The organism is Intestinimonas timonensis, from assembly GCF_900626145.1.
Lineage (GTDB): Bacteria > Bacillota > Clostridia > Oscillospirales > Oscillospiraceae > Intestinimonas > Intestinimonas aquisgranensis.
On the sequence record NZ_LR130817.1, the window covers coordinates 1822314 to 1839456 of the forward strand.

Here is a 17143-nt window from a genome sequence, read left to right on the forward strand (position 1 = left end):
TCAGCTCCACCTGCATGTTAAAAAACTCATGTATTATGGGTATTTTGTCTCCTTGATCTGCCTCTCGATTGCTCTCTGAATCTTTGCGCCTATCGTCCGACATGCCCATCTATAGCAAGGGCTGACACCCAGAGGCGAAGGGGTAGAGGTTAGAGCCATGAGCGCAGACATTGCCCACAGCATGGGTTCAAGATCAAGGTGCTCCTTCAAAGGCTCAATGACCTCGTCTACCCAATCAATCATATCGCTGTCCCGGCTTACCCAGCTGAGCGTGAGGGCATGGACCCGATAGTGGCTATCCATCCAGGTCATGGCCGATCCTCCTTAGCGGATATAGCCCTTAGGCGCTCCAGTGCATCGGCAATATCCCGCTCTGACTTACCCTCTGATGCAGCTTGAGCGGGTACCGGGTATATCTCCCGCATCTTGTCATACATATCATCCAGCAGATTATCGAGTCTCCCCCTGATTTCAAGATACGCCCCAATCGTATTGATCCCATCATCCAGGCACAACGTGTACAGAGCGGCCAGCATGGCTGCCCCATCTTCCATGGCAATCATGTGTGGGCTGTCATCGACGGACAGACACATCACCTCGACGATGGCCGCCGCCTCTTTTTCCTGCGCCTTTTTGTTACCCTTTGATCTGACTTGCTCCAAAATTCTTTTGTACTTGTCCATATTTAGCCCTCTTTCTTTTGGCAGAAATTCAGAACAATGGATCTGGCAAACACAGCCAGTTGCCCGCCCCCACTATTCTTATTGGATTCCCATACAGTTGCATACTCTTCAGCTGTTAATAACAACCGAATACACCGATTACGTTCCTGCTGGATCTGTCGCCAAAAGGGTTGTATATTATACTTTTGAGCAAGGGAGTCCAACTGTCCAGGCTGTATACCCATCTTTGCGGCCAGATCGGTTTTGCCGTATATCACACCTGCCTTCTTGTAGGACAAGAGCTTCTCCAGCAGTGGGTCGATTGGCTCAATAGCCGGACCAAACAGAGTTTCTGAATCCATTCCAACCATCACAGCAATCAGCGCATACCGCTCCGGCGAGGATAGATGCCAACTTATGAGCCGTGATAGTACGGCGGAAGACAAGCTGGCAAAGTACTGCTCATAGATTTGATTGCCATAATACGCCCTTGCCGCCTCCTGGATTTTTTCAACGCTCAGGGTTTGATACTTGCTGATCTTGTCCACCCCATATCCTGCGTTGATCAATGCGGCATGCAGATTGTTGTATCCAACCGTTGGGGCATAGTCTCTGCATAGCAACGCCGTCAGCATATCAGTCAGCGACTCCATCCACGGGGCTTTCTCCCGGGAAATAGACTTCTGGCAGTGAATAGATGTGAGCGGCAGAAAAACCTCGGACAACCGTGCGAATTTGATGGGCACAGCAATGAGTGGAGTTCTGTGCATCGGGCAAAGGGGGATAAGGGGGATCTGATGTACCCGGTGCCAAAATGGCTCCCCATATTTTTCTGTATCCAAGAGATAGCAGGTAGGGCAATACTTGAGTCCCTCGGTGCCGTCTGGCATCTGTGTTCGCACACTGGTGATCCCTGATCCACGGCCTACCCGTAATGCCTCCCATACCTGCCGTTTTTTGTCCGTTAGAAAAAATCTTGTATAGTACGGCAGTAGAGTATGGTTTTGAAGTACATCATCGATTGACAGCACCCCAGGCGGCAAGTTGGACAAGATGGCTGCGCAATCGCCTCCAGGGATAAGCCTGCCATGCACCATTTTCCGGCCGCTATATAACTCATTGATGGTAGTGGCGTACTTGTTATAGCCAGATCGTATATGATACCGACACAGGACCGAGTACCACCACTCACCCGGATATGGCGTTGGGAAATACGTCAGCATATCAGTACGGCAGCACTGCCTGATAATCAGCCTGCGGATCGCCGCACAGGTGCCGGATATCTGTCTCCACGCCGGCTTTTGCACTTTCCAGGGAATCATAGACACGAAGGAACAAGCCGGCATCAGAAGGATCGTGCATCAATGAGTCTTCGTCAGGAAGGTATTGCCGATCAAACGTGATGTAATACTGAATCTGCTGATCCTGCTGGGAACGCTGATAGACAATGGTGTACTTGTGCGTCTCCACTGCACCCCCAGGTCGCCGGAGCTGAACCAGTGCACAGTAGCCATCTTCTCTATTCAGAGGTGTTTCAGCGGCAAAAAATATAGGCAGCCAAATGAGGGGAGATTCTTCGAGGGAGGCAAAGATGTTAGTCTCGGCCAGGTTAATGATCTTCGGATCTTTATTCATTCGTTTCCCATCCTTTCGAGCATGTTGTGTATCTCCAAAAACTTGATCATCTCTTGTGCTCCACGGCTCTCTCTAAAAGCCACCAGCAAGTCAGCATCGTCCCGCTGCGTTGCCCGCCGTCCCCGCTTGTTGGCATATTGGCGAGGCACTTCCTGTGGCTCTGGTGGTACCTCTGGCAGTTCTTTCCCAATTTCAAAATCCGAAATATGAGTGCCGCCAGAGTAGGTCTTAGGGACCTTGATAGCCAGAATATCGATTGCCCGCTGCATGATTTTTTCATCAATCGAACTTCGGCCCTGGATCAGAGCCTGGGCCTGACTCTCCTGAAAAATTTTGATAATGTACGCTGGGATGCCGCCAGAAAAATCGTATAGCTTATTGGCGAGCTTATCCGTTAGCGCAGCGGACTGTGGTGTGTATTGGTAAGGCCAGATGGACTGTAAGAACTCACGGTAGGTTCCGTCCGGCCTGAGAGGGAGAAGGCGGATGCCACGGGTTCGGCGCTTTAGGTGCTCCTGAGAAGTGAAAAGCTCTTCAGCAAGTGGTGTACCGATAAAATAAACGGCAGTAGATGTGTCGTTGGTGAGTTCAACAAGAAACTTAATCAAAGGCTTGACCTGACGATTTTTTCTTGCTGTAACGACAGCATTTTGAATTTCGTCAACAACTATGAGTCCTACATGATGGGTCATGCATAAGATCTTGACCTGAGTGGCAATGGCGCTGGCCGAAGACGAGCGCAGTGCGCTGAGGGAGTCCATATAGCCTGATCCGATTGCCCGATCCAGGGCGGTGATGATGTTATAGCCCAGAGTTTTTACTGAACAATCCGAAGGACATTCCGCAAGAAGATAGAGCACCTGTTTGCAATAAAACGGCTGTCCTTGGTACTCCGTGTGTTCGATGGTCTGCGGCATCACCGATAGACACCGCCGAATAGTAGATGTCTTTCCGATACCAGGAACGCCTAAAATTGATCCGCTATCTGCCTGCGTGGCGTAACTTTGCAGTTCCCGGCCGGCAAATATGGCGTTGATCTGCCGGATACCATCTATCATGGTGCGTGTGGTGTAGGTGGTTGCGATAGCCCGGTACAGCGTGTCGTAGATGGCGTACATATAATCCAGGGGCACAAAGAGGGATGATAGCGTCGGGAGCAGCCGCCGGCGCTCCTCCAGGGTCATTACCGGCAACTCCTGCGGCAGTGGTGGTGAGCTGCCGATCTGCTGCAGGAAGCGGGCCGGCGGCAGCAGGTCTGGCATCGCCGCCAGGAACGGATTTCCCGCCGGTGCATTATCGTAGACGGCACCTACTGTCTGGTCTTTTACGTACTTGTCCACTGGTGTGTTCCTCCTTCCTTCTTTATATTCTTAAGCAAAAAGTGCTCAATTTTCAAAAACTCCTGTATTACTTTTTCCTTCAAACTTTTTCAAACACTTTTGCAGATTGAGCACAATCTGCTCAATCCTATCTTTTTAAGCCGACACAAAAAGTCATTGCCTTGGTTGGTCTTGGATTAGGGCACAAAGGTAAAATCTTAAGTAAAAAGTATTTCTTATTTATGAGTTCATATATCTATTTACTTTCCATATAATCTTACCTTTTTGCCCCATACAGAAAATAGATTATAAAAAGCAAGAAAATATAGGGTATACAAAACGATTTTGGCGATATAAGTTGCGTTTACACCAAGAGTCTTAATCCCCCAAATCTACCTTGATCATACCTTTCTACCCTGCAACTTTCTTGTGCTGGCTTAAAATGTCAGGCTTGACCCAAAGACTCCAAGATGTTTTCCTGTTGTAGGTGCCGGTGTCAAAGAAAAGAGGAGGGGGCGGCCCTCACTGGGTCAGGTGGGACATCTCGGCATCTCGGTTTTTCTGGATTTCCTGCCCATCTTGTTCCTTCGGTGCCGCCCCCAAAGCCTGTGCTGCAATGTCCCGGATGGCCTGCGTAGCAGCAATGCTGGCAGCCTGTGATGCCCGTCGGCGATGCCCAATCTGCTGTCGTAGTGCCTGCTGAGCCATCGCTGCTTCCACCGCACCTGCACCCTGGTAGTGCTGGTCAGCAGGGCCCAGGCGACACGGGTAATACTGACCATCCAGCACCACATAGATGCAGCTCACGTTGCTGGGGTCGTAGGCGATGGTGTAGGTCTCCCCGGGGTGCAGCAGGTCTCGGTCCGACGGCACATACCACATTTTCCTGTGTCGGATTCCTTTGCGTCCCATTTTCACCGTGGTGCGGGGGAGTCCCATGCAGGATAGTTCATGCTCATTCGCTTGAAGCAGCTCGTCATCGGATTCCAGCCACTGTTGTGCGGGGGTCAAACCATTGGAAAGCAGTCGACCAGAATTCAAAAACAGAATCGAATGAATTACAATCGCCGTGAATTCATCCAGCGTCAAAGATGCCTGTGCCCGGTAGTCCACTGCCCATCGCTCCTGCGCATCTTCCTCAATCACTCCCTTTCCTCGAAGCAATGGCTTGTATCGTTCCTGGATCAAATCAAAGGCCTTTTCCACCAGACCTTTACGATCCGGGCGATAGGGCGGCAGATTTTGAATGACTACGCCATATCGTAGGGATAGTTCTTCCACCCGATTTCCACAAAATTCCCGCCCCTTGTCCGTGATGATCTCCCGGGGGATCCCTGTGTTGGGCCACTGCGCTTCTGCGATATGAATGCCATAGCGTCGACAGAAATCTACCTTATTGCCCGCTGCCTGTGCAATACAGGCCATAACAGCGGTTTCTCCGGCATCCAGTCCCACATAGACGCCTGTAATCAGCTGTGTCATAGTGTCCACTGCCAGATAGATGTTAGGCCGCCCGATCACGGTGCTGCGGTCCAGGCGGGAGACCAAGTAGATATCGGCCAAAGTAGCGTCCATCTGGTAGCAGCCCAGTCGATCACGCCACCCTGGTCCGCTACCAAGGGTCAGCCGGTGGTCCCGCTGATAGGCCGATAGGCCTTCACGGGCAATGATCTTTTGGGGCAGCTGATGGAGTCGATGGTCATAGAAGTAGTGGCGGAACGTGTGGTAGCTCGGCGCATCCTCTTTGATTTGTCCTGTATCATCCGTATAGCGTTCCAAAATCATCATTTCATAGGCAGCTCTCAAGGAAAACTGACGAGAGGAATAGTAGTATTTCTGAATTGCTTGTTCAAACTCCGGATTCCGACGGCGTTCTCTTGGTTTATCAGCCAAGATTACTCCTGATGCAAGGTAGCGGAAATAGATCCGCAGCACCGTGCGCACTGTCACGCCATGCGCATTGGCAATCTCCTGTGCCCGCCTGCGTCGGGATCCAGGGTCGTAGATGTATTGATTGTCCGCAACCAACGGTTCAATCATTTGCAGACGTCTGATTTGCGCCTCGCTCATGGACTCATGGGCCGTACATGCCTTTACGAACCCATCAGGGGCCTGTATAGGTGTATAAGCTACAAAGTTGGCTGCTGAAACAAAGAAGGGGGGCTTTATCTGTGCATAGGCAATCAGCCATGCCCCGTCTGCCGTTTCCAGAAGCACCCGGTAGATATCGCCAGCGTACTCAACAAAGCGACTGATCATGGGTCTCCACCAGCTTTCCCTCGCCTCCATACACATACACCCGCCAGTCCGTCACCCCAGTAGCCAGCCAGTAACGGCGGGAGAATTCCAGCTTTTCAATAAAAGCTCTCTTTTGGAACTGCTCCAGAGTACAAATTTCCCGGATGCCCATGCTGCCGTCTGCCAAATGGAGCACAAAATCGCTGGCCCATTGGACGGTAAAATACTCCGCCCGGATGTCCACAGGGGACACATGGGGGTAGTGCTCCATCTGCAGTGGCACACAGGTGTCATAGGACGCCACCCAGGGCTGCTCCTCCAAGTACCGGGCGAACTCCTGAGCCACAGGCGTATGGACAGTCATCATAGCGTTGTTTTTGGGACTAAAAAACTTGATGTCCCTGGTTTTTGTGCCGGCTTTCTCCATGGGGATTAAAGACCTCCTTCATTCATTTTTAAGTTTTGTAGCAAACAGAGGCACAAATGGCCGAATCTCCTTGGCCACGTCAGAGCACCAACCGCCCCCAGATCGTATCCCCATCGATGGGGCCAAATGAACGGGAGTCCCGGGAATTGCCCCGGTTGTCCCCCAGCACATAGTACTCTCCGGGTCCCAAGGTAAGAGGAGTGCCCCAATGGTCTACTGTGTCCCCAGGCCCAGCCACGATCCGTTTGATATAGGAATTCTTCTGACTAGGCCGCCGGAATGCCACGATGTCTCCGATTTCCGGATCCTGAATAGGCACAAGGATATGGATACTGTACTCTGACAGCGTTGGCTGCATGGACGGACCGATCACCATAGCTACTCGCACACCACTAATTATGATGATGTAGGCGAAGGCAAGAGTGATGGCCAACTCCACATAATCACGTACTGTGCATCGATCATCGCCGATTCGCTTCATTTGATTTCACCTCCTCTTCATAAATTGCAGCCTCGCAGAAGGCTATCAACCAGGCAATCCAGCAAGCTACCGTCAGTATCCCGGCAACAGCCAGACCCCGCAGATCATAGCGGATGATGACATACAGCAGCGTCGTCATCCAAATTACGGCCATGGTTGGCTGCATCTCATATCCTGTCACATAGCGCATCAGCCACACAGGGCAGGGGACATAGGTCTCGTGGATAGGCAAGGGAAAAAAGAAATCTGCCAGTAAAGTAATCCCAAGGGCAAGAATAAGCGCCACAAGGTCATTAGAAGATATCGTTAGCATCCAAAACACCTCCAGGGAGACCCAAGAATTAATCCGAGAATTTGCGGAAAGACAAGGAAATTAATCCGAGTTTTTGCTGAGGACAAAGAATTAATCTGAATTTCTGTGGAGAGCCAAGGAATTAATCCGAGATTTTGCTGAAATTTCCCGCAAAAACTCCGATTAATTCAAAAACTCCCTGCAAAAACTCCGAATAATTCGATTTATCTTGAGTCTCCCTGATATTGTCCCCCTCAATCCTCGCCCACTTGTCCGCCCAATCCTGACCATCTGAGCGCTGCCTGAGAGGGGGTATCCTGAAGCTCCAAAGAACCCAAAAAATAAAAAAATGGAGACCAAAAGGGTTTTCTTGGTCCCTTTGTCTCCAAAAAAATAAGGAGCCCAGGGCAATCATTACGATTACCTTGGACTCCTTGCGAGTCATTATTGAGTGGACAATGAGGCTATGATGCGGGGGGATGGCCTCAACAATTACTTGCCGAGCTGCTTGGCGATCTCCTCAGCGAAGTTCTCCTGCTTCTTCTCGATGCCCTCGCCCTTCTCAAAGCGCACAGCATTCTTGAAGGTGATGGTGCCGCCCAGAGCCTTGGCGGAGGAAGCGATATACTGCTCCACGCTCATGCTGTTGTCCTTGACGAACTCCTGCTGCAGCAGGCAGTTCTCAGCGTAGAACTTGTTGAGCTTACCCATGACGATCTTCTCACGGACCTGCTCGGGCTTGGAAGCCATCTTGGGATCGTTGGACATCTGGACCATCATGATCTTCTTCTCCTCGTCCAGCACGTCCTGGGTGACCTGGGTCTTGTCCCAGAAACGGGGGTTCAGAGCGGCGATCTGCATGGCCACGTCCTTACCAACGGTCTCCACCTGCTCGGCGGAGAGGCTGGTCTCCAGGTTCACCAGCACGCCGATCTTGCCGCCGGCGTGGATGTAGGGCACGCACACGCCCTCGGTGAAGAAGGCAAAACGGCGGACCTTGATATTCTCGCCGATGACCAGGACCATCTCCTGCTGCTGCTGGGTGACGGTGAGGTCGGTGCCGGCGTACTTGCACTCCATGAGAGCGTCCAGGTCGGCGGGCTTGTTGGCCACGACGGTGGCAGCCACGCCCTTGACGAAGTCCACGAACTTCTCGTTCTTGGCCACGAAGTCGGTCTCGGCGTTGACCTCGACCACCACGCCCACGCCGTCGATGACGCCGGCGTAAGCCATACCCTCGGCGGCGATACGGCCAGCCTTCTTCTGGGAAGCAGCCAGGCCCTTCTCACGCAGCAGCTCCACAGCCTTGTCCATGTTGCCGTCGGCCTCGGTGAGGGCCTTCTTGCAGTCCATCATACCCACGCCGGTCATCTCGCGCAGAGCCTGCACGTCTTTTGCGGTAAAAGCCATATCAATAACCTCCATATATTCTTTTCTTCTGTAAAAAAGCGCCCGCCGCGCGCCGGCGGGCGCTAAAAGCCCAATGTCAGGGTCTCAAATCAGGCGTTGGTGGTCTCCTCAGCCTTGGCGGCCTCCTCGGCGGCATTGTCCTCGCCCTGCTTGCCCTCCATGATGGCGTTGGCCATGACGGAAGAGATCAGGCGGATGGCGCGGATGGCGTCGTCGTTGCCGGGAATCACGTAGTCGATCTCATCGGGATCGCAGTTGGTGTCGACGATGGCCACGATGGGAATGTTCAGCTTGCGGGCCTCGTTGATGGCGTTGCGCTCCTTGCGGGGGTCAACGACGAACAGGGCGCCGGGGAGCTTCTTCATCTCAGTGACGCCGCCCAGGTACTTCTCCAGCTTGGCGATCTCGCCCAGGTGCTTCATGACCTCCTTCTTGGGGAGCATGTCGAAGGTGCCGTCCTCCTGCATCTTCTTGAGCTGGTTCAGACGGTCCACACGGCCACGCATGGTCTTGAAGTTGGTGAGCATGCCGCCCAGCCAGCGGGCGTTCACATAGTAACCGCCGCAGCGGGCAGCCTCTTCCTTAATGGCCTCCTGAGCCTGCTTCTTGGTGCCCACGAAGAGCAGGGTCTGACCGCCAGCGGCCAGATCGCGGACGAAGTTGTAGGCCTCCTCCAGCTTCTTCACGGTCTTCTGCAGGTCGATGATGTAGATGCCGTTACGCTCGGTGTAGATATAGGTGGCCATCTTGGGGTTCCAGCGGCGGGTCTGGTGACCGAAGTGGACACCGGCCTCCAGGAGCTGCTTCATAGATACGACTGCCATAGTTTTGTTTCCTCCTTTAATTGTTATTACCTCCACCCCGTTCATCTGCGGCACGTCCACCCAAACGGGCACCGGACGCCGTATCCCGGACGGTGTGTGTAATACTGTGCTTTTCGCATAGCTAGGGTATTTTATCACAGTCGCGGTGGAAATGCAACTGTTTTTTCCTGTTTTTTACCATCTCTCTCAGTTCTCCGCCTTCTCTCCCAGCATAGCCGGTCCTTCGCCCTCCACCAGGATGATATCCTCCCCAAACCGGCGCACCGACGACCAGGGAAAGACGTGGTCCTTCTCCCGGCCCAGCAGGCCGAAAAACCGCAGGCGCCCCGGCACCACCAGGGCCTTTACCTGCCCGGTCTCCAGGTCCACCTCCACATCTCCCACATAGCCGAAGCGGCTGCCGCCGCTGATGTCGATGACCTCCTTGTCCCTCAGCTCTGAGATGGTGCTCTCCATCTCCGGCGCCCCCTTTCCTGTGGTGTGTTCCGCTCTCTGCCACCCTATGCGAAAAAAGACGCCGGTATGCCCTCCTTTACAGGTCCCGGCGGATCTGCTTGAGGGCACTCTTCTCCAGCCGGGAGACCTGTGCCTGGGAGATGCCTACCTCAGCGGAGACCTCCATCTGGGTCTTACCCTGAAAAAAGCGCAGGTCCAAAATGTGCCGTTCTCGTTCTGACAGTCTGGCAATGGCCTCCTTGAGGGCGATGTGCTCCAGCCAGCTCTCGTCGGTGTTCTTGGCGTCCTTCACCTGGTCCATGACGCAGATGGTATCTCCCTCGTGGTCATACACCGGCTCATAGAGGCTCACCGGGTCCACGATGGCATCCAGGGCAGCCACCACCTCCTCCCGCTTCACCCCCATGGCAGAGGCAATCTCCTCCACACTGGGTTCCCGCTGGTGCTCGGAGAGGAATTTTTCTTTGGTCTGGAGCACCTTATAGGCCGTGTCCCGCATGGACCGGGACACCCGCATGGCGCTGTTGTCCCGGAGGTAGCGGCGGATCTCCCCGATGATCATGGGCACACCGTAGGTGGAAAAACGCACGTCCAGATCCACGTTGAAGTTGTCGATGGCCTTGATGAGGCCGATGCAGCCCACCTGAAAGAGGTCGTCGGCGTTCTCTCCCCGGTTGTGGAACCGTTGGATCACCGAGAGGACCAGCCGCAGATTACCGGCGATGAGCTCCTCCCGGGCCGCCATATCTCCGGCCTTGGTCCGACGGAGCAGCTCCAACGTCTCCTCATTCTTCAATACCTTCAGCTTGGCGGTGTTGACGCCGCAGATCTCTACTTTCCCCTGCAATCCGGCTGACCTCCCCGCGCTTTACTGCTATCAGTATCTCCAGGCGGGGAGGGACCATACCTCGGGGAGGCGGCCTATATTTTTTATCGTTGGACGGTTTTCGATGGATTTTTGCCGTCCTGCGTCACAGCATTCTCAGGATCTCCTTCTTGAGTCGGGAGATGATCCGCTTCTCCAGGCGCGAGATGTAGGACTGGGAGATGCCCAGCAGATCGGCCACCTCCTTTTGGGTCCGCTCCGGCCTGCCATCCAGGCCGAAGCGGAGGGTAATGATCCGCCGCTCCCGGTCGGAGAGCTTTTCCAGGGCCAGAGAGAGGAGCTGCCGGTCCACGTCGTCCTCGATGGGCTTCATCACCAGGTCGTTATCAGTACCCAGAATGTCGGAGAGCAGCAACTCATTGCCATCCCAGTCGGTGTTCAGCGGCTCGTCGAAGGAGACCTCTGTCTTTTGATTGGCCGTTTTCCGCAGGTACATGAGGATCTCATTTTCGATGCACCGGCTGGCGTAGGTGGCCAGCTTGATGTTCTTGGCCGGCTTGTAGGTCCCCACCGCCTTGATGAGGCCGATGGTCCCAATGGAGATCAGGTCCTCGATATTGATGCCCGTGTTCTCGAACCGCCGGGCGATGTAGGCCACAAGCCGCAGATTGTGCTCGATGAGGATCTCCCGGGCACCCTCCTCCCCCCGCTCCAACCGCAGCAGGACATCGGCCTCCTCCTCCCGATCCAGTGGGGCGGGCAGCGTATCACTCCCACCGATATACATGATCTTCCCCGGCAGGCACAATCCCAACCGGGCCAACAGACGCCACAGGAGCGTCCGCCCCCGCACCATCGTCACCGTCATTTTACCCATCGTCCCTTCCCCCGTTCTGTCTATGACTCCATAGCACCCACCAGGGCACTATATGCACCGCCATCAGAGAGCCGGGTGGGCGAAAGGGCCGCCAGCACCCCACGGTACTCCCGCTCCCCCACCTTGGCCATATCCAGCCGCACCGCCAGCAACAGACCGCACTCCACTCCCACAGCCTGATAGGGCAGAAGCCGAAATCGCCTGCTTTCCTCCATCCGGGCCAGGGTACCCACCGGGTCCCGGAGCTGGGCCTCCCCCAATGGATGGTCCAGCAGAGGTGCCGCCTTCTCCCCTTCCACCACCATTACCCCTTGGCCGGTGGCCGGGTCGGTGAGGGTGTTGCCCGTGTCCAGCAGGGCGGTGACCGTTACCTGCCGCCCTTCCAGGGTGAGCACCGCCTCCACCAGCTCTCGGGTGCCGTGGCCGGCGCTGCGCCGGAAGACAAAGGAGGCCGCGGCATAGCACCCGGCGGAGGCCAGGAGGAGGACGCCCAGGTCCACATGGGGAGAGAGGACGCCCCGCTCCAGCCCCACGCCCCGGGCTCCCAGTAGGCTCAGGGCCAGCACACCGCCCCCCAGGGCGCAGGAAATGGCCAGAAAGGCCAGGAAGCTCCGCAGGAGCCGCTGTCCCCCGCCATAGGCGATGAGGGCCATGGCCACAGCTATGGAGAGTTCCACGGCCGGGTGGGTGAGAAAGCCCAGTCCTGGCAGGAAGACCGCGCAGGCGTAGGCCGCCCCCAAAACGGCCCCAAGCGCCATACGGGGACGGCAGAGCACCGCCCCGGACAGCCGGGCCGCCCCCAGCAGCAGCAGATAGTCTACGATCAAATTGAGCAGAAACAGAGAATCTATGTAGACGACTGTCATATCCAGCCCTCCCTTGGCCGACAGCGCTCAGCAGACATTATTTATAATGTGCACTGGGCAAAGCCAAGCTCCTTGAAAACTCAGGCTTTCAAGGCCAGTTGGCTTTGTTCAAGTGAAAAAACACATTGCAGCAATGTTTGCTGCGCGAATAAACCGCTCAGCGGTTTATTCAGCAGAGATTATTATAGGGCTTGCCCGCCACAAAAAAGGTCAAACCAGGGCTGTAAACAAGGGTCCCCCTGGCTTAGCCAGGGGGGCCTAAGAGGGGGAGAGATAAAAAAGGTCCTGCCCGCATATGACATGCGAGCAGGACCTTCCTTTTTACAATCAGAAAAATTTCTCCTGGTAGCCCAGCACAAAAATGGCCAGGACAATGAAGGGCAGGATAAAGGTGAAGTAAAACCACAGCTTGGCAGGGAACCGGACACCCTTGCCCTGATCTGCCTCCAGCAGGAAGTTCTCATAGCCCCAGGCGTATTTCTTGGAGACCACGCAGAACAGCAGGTAGAGAATGGAGCCCAGGGGCAGCAGGTTCTGAGTGACGATGAAGTCCTCCAGATCGAATATGCTCATCCCGATGAACTGGACACCGGAGAGGAGGTTGAAGCTCAGCAGGCAGGGCAGGCTCAGAACAAAAATCAGGATCAGATTGGCCCACACCGCCTTCCTCCGGGAGACCTGCCACTTGTCCATCCAGCAAGAGAGGATGTTCTCAAAGACGGCGGTGACAGTGCTCATGGCGGCGAAGGACATAAACACAAAGAAGAGGGCACCCCACAGCCGTCCGCCGGGCATCTCGTTGAAGACGTTGGGCAGGGTGACGAAGATCAGGTTGGCGCCGGAGTCGGGCTGGACCCCGAAGGCGAAGGCGGAGGGGAAGATGATGAGGCCGGAGACGAAGGCCACAAAGGTATCCAGGATGGTGATGTTGATGACCTCGCCCATAAGGCTGCGTTCCCGGCCAATATAGCTGCCAAAAATGGCCATGGCACCGATGCCCAGGCTCAAAGTAAAGAAGGCCTGGCCCATGGCGGCGTAGATGGCCTCGCCCAGACGGAAATTACCGTTAGAATCGAACATCAGGTTCTGGAAATTGGGCTTGAGGTAGAACTCCAGGCCGGCGGCGGCACCGGGCAGAGTGACCGCCCGGATGGCCAGCACCACCAGCAGCACCAGCAGGCAGACCATCATGGCCTTGTTGATCTTCTCCACGCCGTTTTTGAGGCCCCGGCTGCACACCAGCATGCCCAGGACCACCACCAGGCCCATGAAAACGGTCTGGAGCACCGGGTCAGCGGTGACAGCACCGAACTCAGCAGCCACGCCTGCGGTGTCCAGGCCCACGAAGTCACCCTTGAGCATTTTGATAAAGTACAGAATGAGCCAGCCGGCGATGGTGGTGTAGAGCATCATGAGCAGGTAATTGCCCGCCATGCCGATCCAGCCGTACCAGTGCCACTTGGTGCCCTTGGGCTCCAGGACCTGGAAGGAGCACAAAATACTCTTCTGGCTGGCCCGGCCCACGGAAAACTCCATGACCATGATGGGCAGGCCCAGGATGACCAGGAAAAACAGATACACCAGCACAAAGGCAGCGCCGCCGTACTGGCCCACGATATAAGGAAAGCGCCATACGTTGCCCAGGCCGATGGCACAGCCGGCTGAGATCAGGATGAAGCCCAGCCGGGACGAAAACTTTTCTCTCTCCAAAACGTTGTTCCTCCACTTTCTCAGATCCATGGGAATTGTTCCCAAACGTGAGACGACGGGGCGTCGAGAGCGCCGGTCAGAAGGGAGCTCCTCCCTGTCCGGCGTCCTCGACGGCCCGCCCGCCCTCACACTGCTGCTCAGCCCTCCGCCTTCAGCTTGGCCATGGCGGCCTTGGCGGCGTTCTGCTCAGCCTCTTTTTTACTGCGTCCCTCACCGGCACCGATGGGCCGTCCGTTCAGGTCCACCTCCACGGAGAAGACCTTGGCGTGGTCCGGTCCGCTCTCGCCCATGAGACGGTAGCTCAGCACCCGGCCGCTCTCCCGCTGCACCAGCTCCTGAAGAGCCGTCTTGAAGTCCCGGACTGCTCCCTCCTGCTCCCGCTCGTTGTTGGTCAGGATGAAGTTGGTGATGAGCTTCCGGGCAGAGCCGATACCGCCGTCCAGGTACACAGCGGCGATGACCGCCTCCACGGCGTCGGCCTGGATGGAGGGCCGCTTCCGGCCTCCGCCGGCGTCCTCGCCCCGGCCCAGCTTCAGGTACTGCCCCAGCTCCAGCTGGGCAGCCACCTCCACCAGGCTGTCCTCACACACCAGGGCCGCGCGGGTCCGTGTGAGCTCGCCCTCAGGCATGTCCGGATGGGTACGGTAGAGATGGTCTGCCACCACCATCCCCAGAACGGAGTCACCCAAAAACTCCAGCCGCTCGTTGCTGGTCTCACCCTTGCTTTTGTTCTCGTTGGCGTAGGAGCTGTGGGTCAGGGCATTCTCCAGCAGCCGACGGTCATGAAAGGTATATCCCAGCTTTTCTTCCAGTTTTTCCATGTCTGTTCCACCTCCCTATACGCAAAGAGAGGCCCCGCCGAAGCGGGGCCCTCCCAGTTATGTCTGCTCAGGCGTCCAGCTTGTTCTGGAGATAGGTCACCAGATCACCCACGGTGGCGATGCCGGCAATATCCTCCTCGCTCATCTCAGACACGCCGAACTCCTCCTCCAAGGCCATGGACAGCTCCACGATGTCCAGAGAATCAGCGCCCAGGTCGTCCGTGAAGGTAGTCTCCATGGTGATGGTGTCGGCCTCCACGCCGAACTGCTCAGAAATGAGGTCACACAGCTTCTCAAAAATCATTTACGATCGACTCCTTAGACAGGATTATTACACACACATAATAGGGATATTTTCCCGCACTGTCAATAGCTTATTTTAAATTTCCTCTTTGGTTCCGCCGTCAGGAGTCTTCTCCAGGCGCATATGGTCGATGTTCTCCACCACATCCTCAATGATGCCGGAGCCGGCGAAGGTGGCTGCCTGCCGGATGGCGTTCTTGATGGCGTAGTCGTTGGAGGAGCCGTGGGCCTTGATAACGGGCTTGGAGATCCCCACCAGGGCGGTGCCGCCCACCTCGCCGGCGTCCATGAGCTTTTTGAAGTTCATGAGGCCGCTTTTGACGCACAGTGCGCCCAGTTTGGTGATGAGGCTCTTCTTGAACATGGCCTTGAGCTCCTTGGCCATAAAGCCGCCGGTGCCCTCCATGGTCTTTAGGAAGATGTTGCCCGAATAGCCGTCGGCCACGATGACGTCCACCTCACCGTAGACGGCCTCCCGGGCCTCGATGTTACCCACGAAGTTGATGCGGCCCTCCTGCCCGGCCTTGGTGAGGAGGGCGTGGGCCTCCCGCTGGAGGTCGGTGCCCTTGGAGGGCTCCACACCGATGTTGAGGAGGCCCACCTTGGGCTCGGGACGGCCCAAAATCCGCTCGGCGTAGTAGGAGCCCATGAAGGCGAACTGGAGCAGGTACTCCGGGGTACATTCGGCGGTGGCGCCGGCATCGATGAGGATGGCGCCGCCCTTCCCGGTGGGCACCACGGGGGCCAGGGCCGCCCGGCGGATGCCCTTGATGCGCTTGACCATCAGGGTGGCAGCGGAGAGCAGGGCACCGGTGCTGCCGGCGGACACAAAGGCGTCCCCCTTCCCCTCCTTGAGCATATTGAGGCCCACGGTGAGGGAGGAGTCCTTCTTCTCCTTGAAGGCGGTGGCGGGGTTGTCGCACATCTCCACCACCTGATCGGCGTGGGCGATCTCCAGCCCGGCGGGCAGGTTGTCCATGCCGTCATCCTTCAGGCAGCGGAGGATCTCCTCTCCACGGCCCACCAGAATGACCTCTACCCCGTACTCCTTGATGGCCGCCACGGCGCCCCGGACGTTGCTCTGAGGGGCGTTGTCGCCGCCCATGGCGTCTACGATGATCTTCATGAGATCCCTCTTTTCGTATCGTTTTCTTCCTCCTTGCGTCCAAGGAGATAATCGGCGGAGACGTTATAATGCTCACAAATGGCGCAGAATCGCTCCAAAGTGGTGGTTTTTGTCCCCTTCTCCATCTCGCTCACCTGATTGGTGGAAACTCCGATGGCTTTGGCCAGCTGAGCCTGCGACTCGCCGCTTTTTTTCCTCAGCTCACGGAGCCGAGCACGAAACACATCCCGATCAAACATACGATCTCCTTGACAATTCATCTTTTAGATGATATCACGGATTCATCTAAAAGATGATTCACATAGAAGGTTATTCACCTGTTCCAATTGTTTCCTCCGTAAGTCCAAGGAGGTAGTCGGCAGACACCTCAAAAAACACGCAGAGGTCATACAGCCGGGCCATGGAGGTGGCCGAGTTTCCCTTTTCCATGTCGCCCACCTGCGTACTGGTAATGCCCATAACTTTGCCAAGCTGGGAGGCCGTCATACCTTTTTGCTCCCGCAGAGCGTGAAGCCGGGCGCCAAATATTTTTTTATCAAACACGGCACTCCCCCCTTGTATTTTCAGATTTAATCTGATATCCTAGATTCAGATTAAATCTCATATTTGTGAGGTGTCCTTCATGCTCGATTACATAAAAGAACTCTATCTATTGGAGAGCGAGACCAACCGCCTGCCTTTCCAGGAGGAGGCGGATTACCGTGCCGCCTCGCTGGAGCTGGACAGCTGCCACACCCAAATTCAAAAGGCCATGGGCAAAGACTTTTTTGAGCGCTATTACGACCTGCTGGCCCATCAGCGGGACCTGGAGTGGCTGACCTGCTTCCGCCACGGCTTTCATCTCGCAGTGCATCTGCTGACCGGCTGACT

The 17143-nt window shown here is 55.7% G+C and carries 22 protein-coding genes and 1 pseudogene; 1 reads left to right on the top strand and 22 read right to left on the bottom strand.

Annotated elements, in window-relative coordinates; translation table 11 throughout:
- Positions 1-33: 33 nt before the first annotated feature.
- From E0E29_RS15810 to E0E29_RS15905, 22 genes and pseudogenes are all read right to left on the bottom strand, one after another.
- On the bottom strand, positions 34-312 hold the full coding sequence (locus E0E29_RS15810; protein ID WP_130850619.1) for a hypothetical protein: 279 nt from the start codon (positions 310-312) through the stop codon (positions 34-36).
- Positions 309-683 (bottom strand): hypothetical protein, encoded by a 375-nt coding sequence (locus E0E29_RS15815; protein WP_130850620.1) that lies wholly within the window; start codon positions 681-683, stop codon positions 309-311. Before E0E29_RS15815 ends, E0E29_RS15810 begins: the two co-directional genes overlap by 4 nt.
- 2 nt (positions 684-685) lie before the next feature.
- Positions 686-1315 (bottom strand): hypothetical protein, encoded by a 630-nt coding sequence (locus E0E29_RS18885; protein WP_242622528.1) that lies wholly within the window; start codon positions 1313-1315, stop codon positions 686-688.
- Between the two features lie 111 nt (positions 1316-1426).
- Positions 1427-1984, bottom strand: a pseudogene (locus E0E29_RS19320) (TniQ family protein); the annotation flags it as partial.
- Positions 1887-2297: a hypothetical protein gene (locus E0E29_RS18320; RefSeq protein WP_165449934.1), complete on the bottom strand. Its 411-nt coding sequence runs from the start codon at positions 2295-2297 to the stop codon at positions 1887-1889. The gene E0E29_RS18320 and the pseudogene E0E29_RS19320, both read right to left, overlap by 98 nt.
- A complete protein-coding gene (locus E0E29_RS15825; protein ID WP_242622529.1) occupies positions 2294-3637 on the bottom strand; it encodes an AAA family ATPase in 1344 nt (447 codons plus the stop codon). Before E0E29_RS15825 ends, E0E29_RS18320 begins: the two co-directional genes overlap by 4 nt.
- Positions 3638-4138: 501 nt before the next feature.
- Positions 4139-5875, bottom strand: a complete 1737-nt coding sequence (locus E0E29_RS15830) for a Mu transposase C-terminal domain-containing protein (protein WP_165449935.1) — start codon at positions 5873-5875, stop codon at positions 4139-4141.
- Positions 5856-6281 (bottom strand): hypothetical protein, encoded by a 426-nt coding sequence (locus E0E29_RS15835; protein ID WP_130850623.1) that lies wholly within the window; start codon positions 6279-6281, stop codon positions 5856-5858. The genes E0E29_RS15830 and E0E29_RS15835 overlap by 20 nt, the downstream gene beginning before the upstream one ends.
- 79 nt (positions 6282-6360) lie before the next feature.
- Positions 6361-6762: a signal peptidase I gene (gene lepB / locus E0E29_RS15840; protein ID WP_130850624.1), complete on the bottom strand. Its 402-nt coding sequence runs from the start codon at positions 6760-6762 to the stop codon at positions 6361-6363.
- Positions 6743-7075: a hypothetical protein gene (locus tag E0E29_RS15845; protein ID WP_130850625.1), complete on the bottom strand. Its 333-nt coding sequence runs from the start codon at positions 7073-7075 to the stop codon at positions 6743-6745. Before E0E29_RS15845 ends, lepB begins: the two co-directional genes overlap by 20 nt.
- Positions 7076-7546: 471 nt before the next feature.
- A complete protein-coding gene (gene tsf, locus E0E29_RS15850) occupies positions 7547-8464 on the bottom strand; it encodes a translation elongation factor Ts (RefSeq protein WP_130850626.1) in 918 nt (305 codons plus the stop codon).
- An 89-nt stretch (positions 8465-8553) separates the two neighbouring features.
- Positions 8554-9288 (bottom strand): 30S ribosomal protein S2, encoded by a 735-nt coding sequence (gene rpsB / locus E0E29_RS15855; RefSeq protein WP_130850627.1) that lies wholly within the window; start codon positions 9286-9288, stop codon positions 8554-8556.
- A gap of 186 nt (positions 9289-9474) precedes the next feature.
- Positions 9475-9744, bottom strand: a complete 270-nt coding sequence (locus tag E0E29_RS15860; RefSeq protein WP_130850628.1) for a YlmC/YmxH family sporulation protein — start codon at positions 9742-9744, stop codon at positions 9475-9477.
- A 76-nt stretch (positions 9745-9820) separates the two neighbouring features.
- A complete protein-coding gene (gene sigG, locus E0E29_RS15865; protein WP_130850629.1) occupies positions 9821-10591 on the bottom strand; it encodes an RNA polymerase sporulation sigma factor SigG in 771 nt (256 codons plus the stop codon).
- Between the two features lie 124 nt (positions 10592-10715).
- Positions 10716-11438 (bottom strand): RNA polymerase sporulation sigma factor SigE, encoded by a 723-nt coding sequence (gene sigE, locus E0E29_RS15870; RefSeq protein ID WP_423202457.1) that lies wholly within the window; start codon positions 11436-11438, stop codon positions 10716-10718.
- A 29-nt stretch (positions 11439-11467) separates the two neighbouring features.
- Positions 11468-12313, bottom strand: a complete 846-nt coding sequence (locus E0E29_RS15875; RefSeq protein WP_130850630.1) for a sigma-E processing peptidase SpoIIGA — start codon at positions 12311-12313, stop codon at positions 11468-11470.
- Positions 12314-12640: 327 nt separating this feature from the next.
- Positions 12641-14053 (bottom strand): sodium-dependent transporter, encoded by a 1413-nt coding sequence (locus E0E29_RS15880; protein ID WP_207303617.1) that lies wholly within the window; start codon positions 14051-14053, stop codon positions 12641-12643.
- Between the two features lie 107 nt (positions 14054-14160).
- Positions 14161-14844, bottom strand: coding sequence for a ribonuclease III (rnc, locus tag E0E29_RS15885; RefSeq protein ID WP_130850632.1), 684 nt, complete (start codon positions 14842-14844; stop codon positions 14161-14163).
- 67 nt (positions 14845-14911) lie between these two features.
- Positions 14912-15148, bottom strand: coding sequence for an acyl carrier protein (gene acpP, locus E0E29_RS15890; protein ID WP_130850633.1), 237 nt, complete (start codon positions 15146-15148; stop codon positions 14912-14914).
- A gap of 75 nt (positions 15149-15223) precedes the next feature.
- Positions 15224-16273: a phosphate acyltransferase PlsX gene (gene plsX, locus E0E29_RS15895; RefSeq protein WP_130850634.1), complete on the bottom strand. Its 1050-nt coding sequence runs from the start codon at positions 16271-16273 to the stop codon at positions 15224-15226.
- The gene (locus E0E29_RS15900) at positions 16270-16512 is read right to left on the bottom strand and encodes a helix-turn-helix domain-containing protein (RefSeq protein ID WP_130850635.1); all 243 of its coding nucleotides are present in this window, start codon (positions 16510-16512) and stop codon (positions 16270-16272) included. Before E0E29_RS15900 ends, plsX begins: the two co-directional genes overlap by 4 nt.
- 70 nt (positions 16513-16582) lie before the next feature.
- Complete coding sequence (locus tag E0E29_RS15905) at positions 16583-16816, bottom strand: helix-turn-helix domain-containing protein (RefSeq protein ID WP_130850636.1); 234 nt, start codon at positions 16814-16816, stop codon at positions 16583-16585.
- 79 nt (positions 16817-16895) lie between these two features.
- On the opposite strand from E0E29_RS15905, the gene E0E29_RS15910 reads away from it, so the two are divergent.
- A complete protein-coding gene (locus tag E0E29_RS15910; RefSeq protein ID WP_130850637.1) occupies positions 16896-17141 on the top strand; it encodes a DUF6809 family protein in 246 nt (81 codons plus the stop codon).
- Positions 17142-17143: the final 2 nt, after the last annotated feature.

Bases quoted from the DNA above. Each gene is read 5' to 3' on its own strand.
- E0E29_RS15810 (WP_130850619.1), bottom strand. From the start codon at position 312: ATGACCTGGATGGATAGCCACTATCGGGTCCATGCCCTCACGCTCAGC.
- E0E29_RS15815 (WP_130850620.1), bottom strand. From the start codon at position 683: ATGGACAAGTACAAAAGAATTTTGGAGCAAGTCAGATCAAAGGGTAAC.
- E0E29_RS18885 (WP_242622528.1), bottom strand. From the start codon at position 1,315: ATGGAGTCGCTGACTGATATGCTGACGGCGTTGCTATGCAGAGACTAT.
- E0E29_RS18320 (WP_165449934.1), bottom strand. From the start codon at position 2,297: ATGAATAAAGATCCGAAGATCATTAACCTGGCCGAGACTAACATCTTT.
- E0E29_RS15830 (WP_165449935.1), bottom strand. From the start codon at position 5,875: ATGATCAGTCGCTTTGTTGAGTACGCTGGCGATATCTACCGGGTGCTT.
- E0E29_RS15835 (WP_130850623.1), bottom strand. From the start codon at position 6,281: ATGGAGAAAGCCGGCACAAAAACCAGGGACATCAAGTTTTTTAGTCCC.
- lepB (WP_130850624.1), bottom strand. From the start codon at position 6,762: ATGAAGCGAATCGGCGATGATCGATGCACAGTACGTGATTATGTGGAG.
- E0E29_RS15845 (WP_130850625.1), bottom strand. From the start codon at position 7,075: ATGCTAACGATATCTTCTAATGACCTTGTGGCGCTTATTCTTGCCCTT.
- tsf (WP_130850626.1), bottom strand. From the start codon at position 8,464: ATGGCTTTTACCGCAAAAGACGTGCAGGCTCTGCGCGAGATGACCGGC.
- rpsB (WP_130850627.1), bottom strand. From the start codon at position 9,288: ATGGCAGTCGTATCTATGAAGCAGCTCCTGGAGGCCGGTGTCCACTTC.
- E0E29_RS15860 (WP_130850628.1), bottom strand. From the start codon at position 9,744: ATGGAGAGCACCATCTCAGAGCTGAGGGACAAGGAGGTCATCGACATC.
- sigE (WP_423202457.1), bottom strand. From the start codon at position 11,438: ATGACGGTGACGATGGTGCGGGGGCGGACGCTCCTGTGGCGTCTGTTG.
- E0E29_RS15875 (WP_130850630.1), bottom strand. From the start codon at position 12,313: ATGACAGTCGTCTACATAGATTCTCTGTTTCTGCTCAATTTGATCGTA.
- E0E29_RS15880 (WP_207303617.1), bottom strand. From the start codon at position 14,053: ATGGATCTGAGAAAGTGGAGGAACAACGTTTTGGAGAGAGAAAAGTTT.
- rnc (WP_130850632.1), bottom strand. From the start codon at position 14,844: ATGGAAAAACTGGAAGAAAAGCTGGGATATACCTTTCATGACCGTCGG.
- acpP (WP_130850633.1), bottom strand. From the start codon at position 15,148: ATGATTTTTGAGAAGCTGTGTGACCTCATTTCTGAGCAGTTCGGCGTG.
- plsX (WP_130850634.1), bottom strand. From the start codon at position 16,273: ATGAAGATCATCGTAGACGCCATGGGCGGCGACAACGCCCCTCAGAGC.
- E0E29_RS15900 (WP_130850635.1), bottom strand. From the start codon at position 16,512: ATGTTTGATCGGGATGTGTTTCGTGCTCGGCTCCGTGAGCTGAGGAAA.
- E0E29_RS15910 (WP_130850637.1), top strand. From the start codon at position 16,896: ATGCTCGATTACATAAAAGAACTCTATCTATTGGAGAGCGAGACCAAC.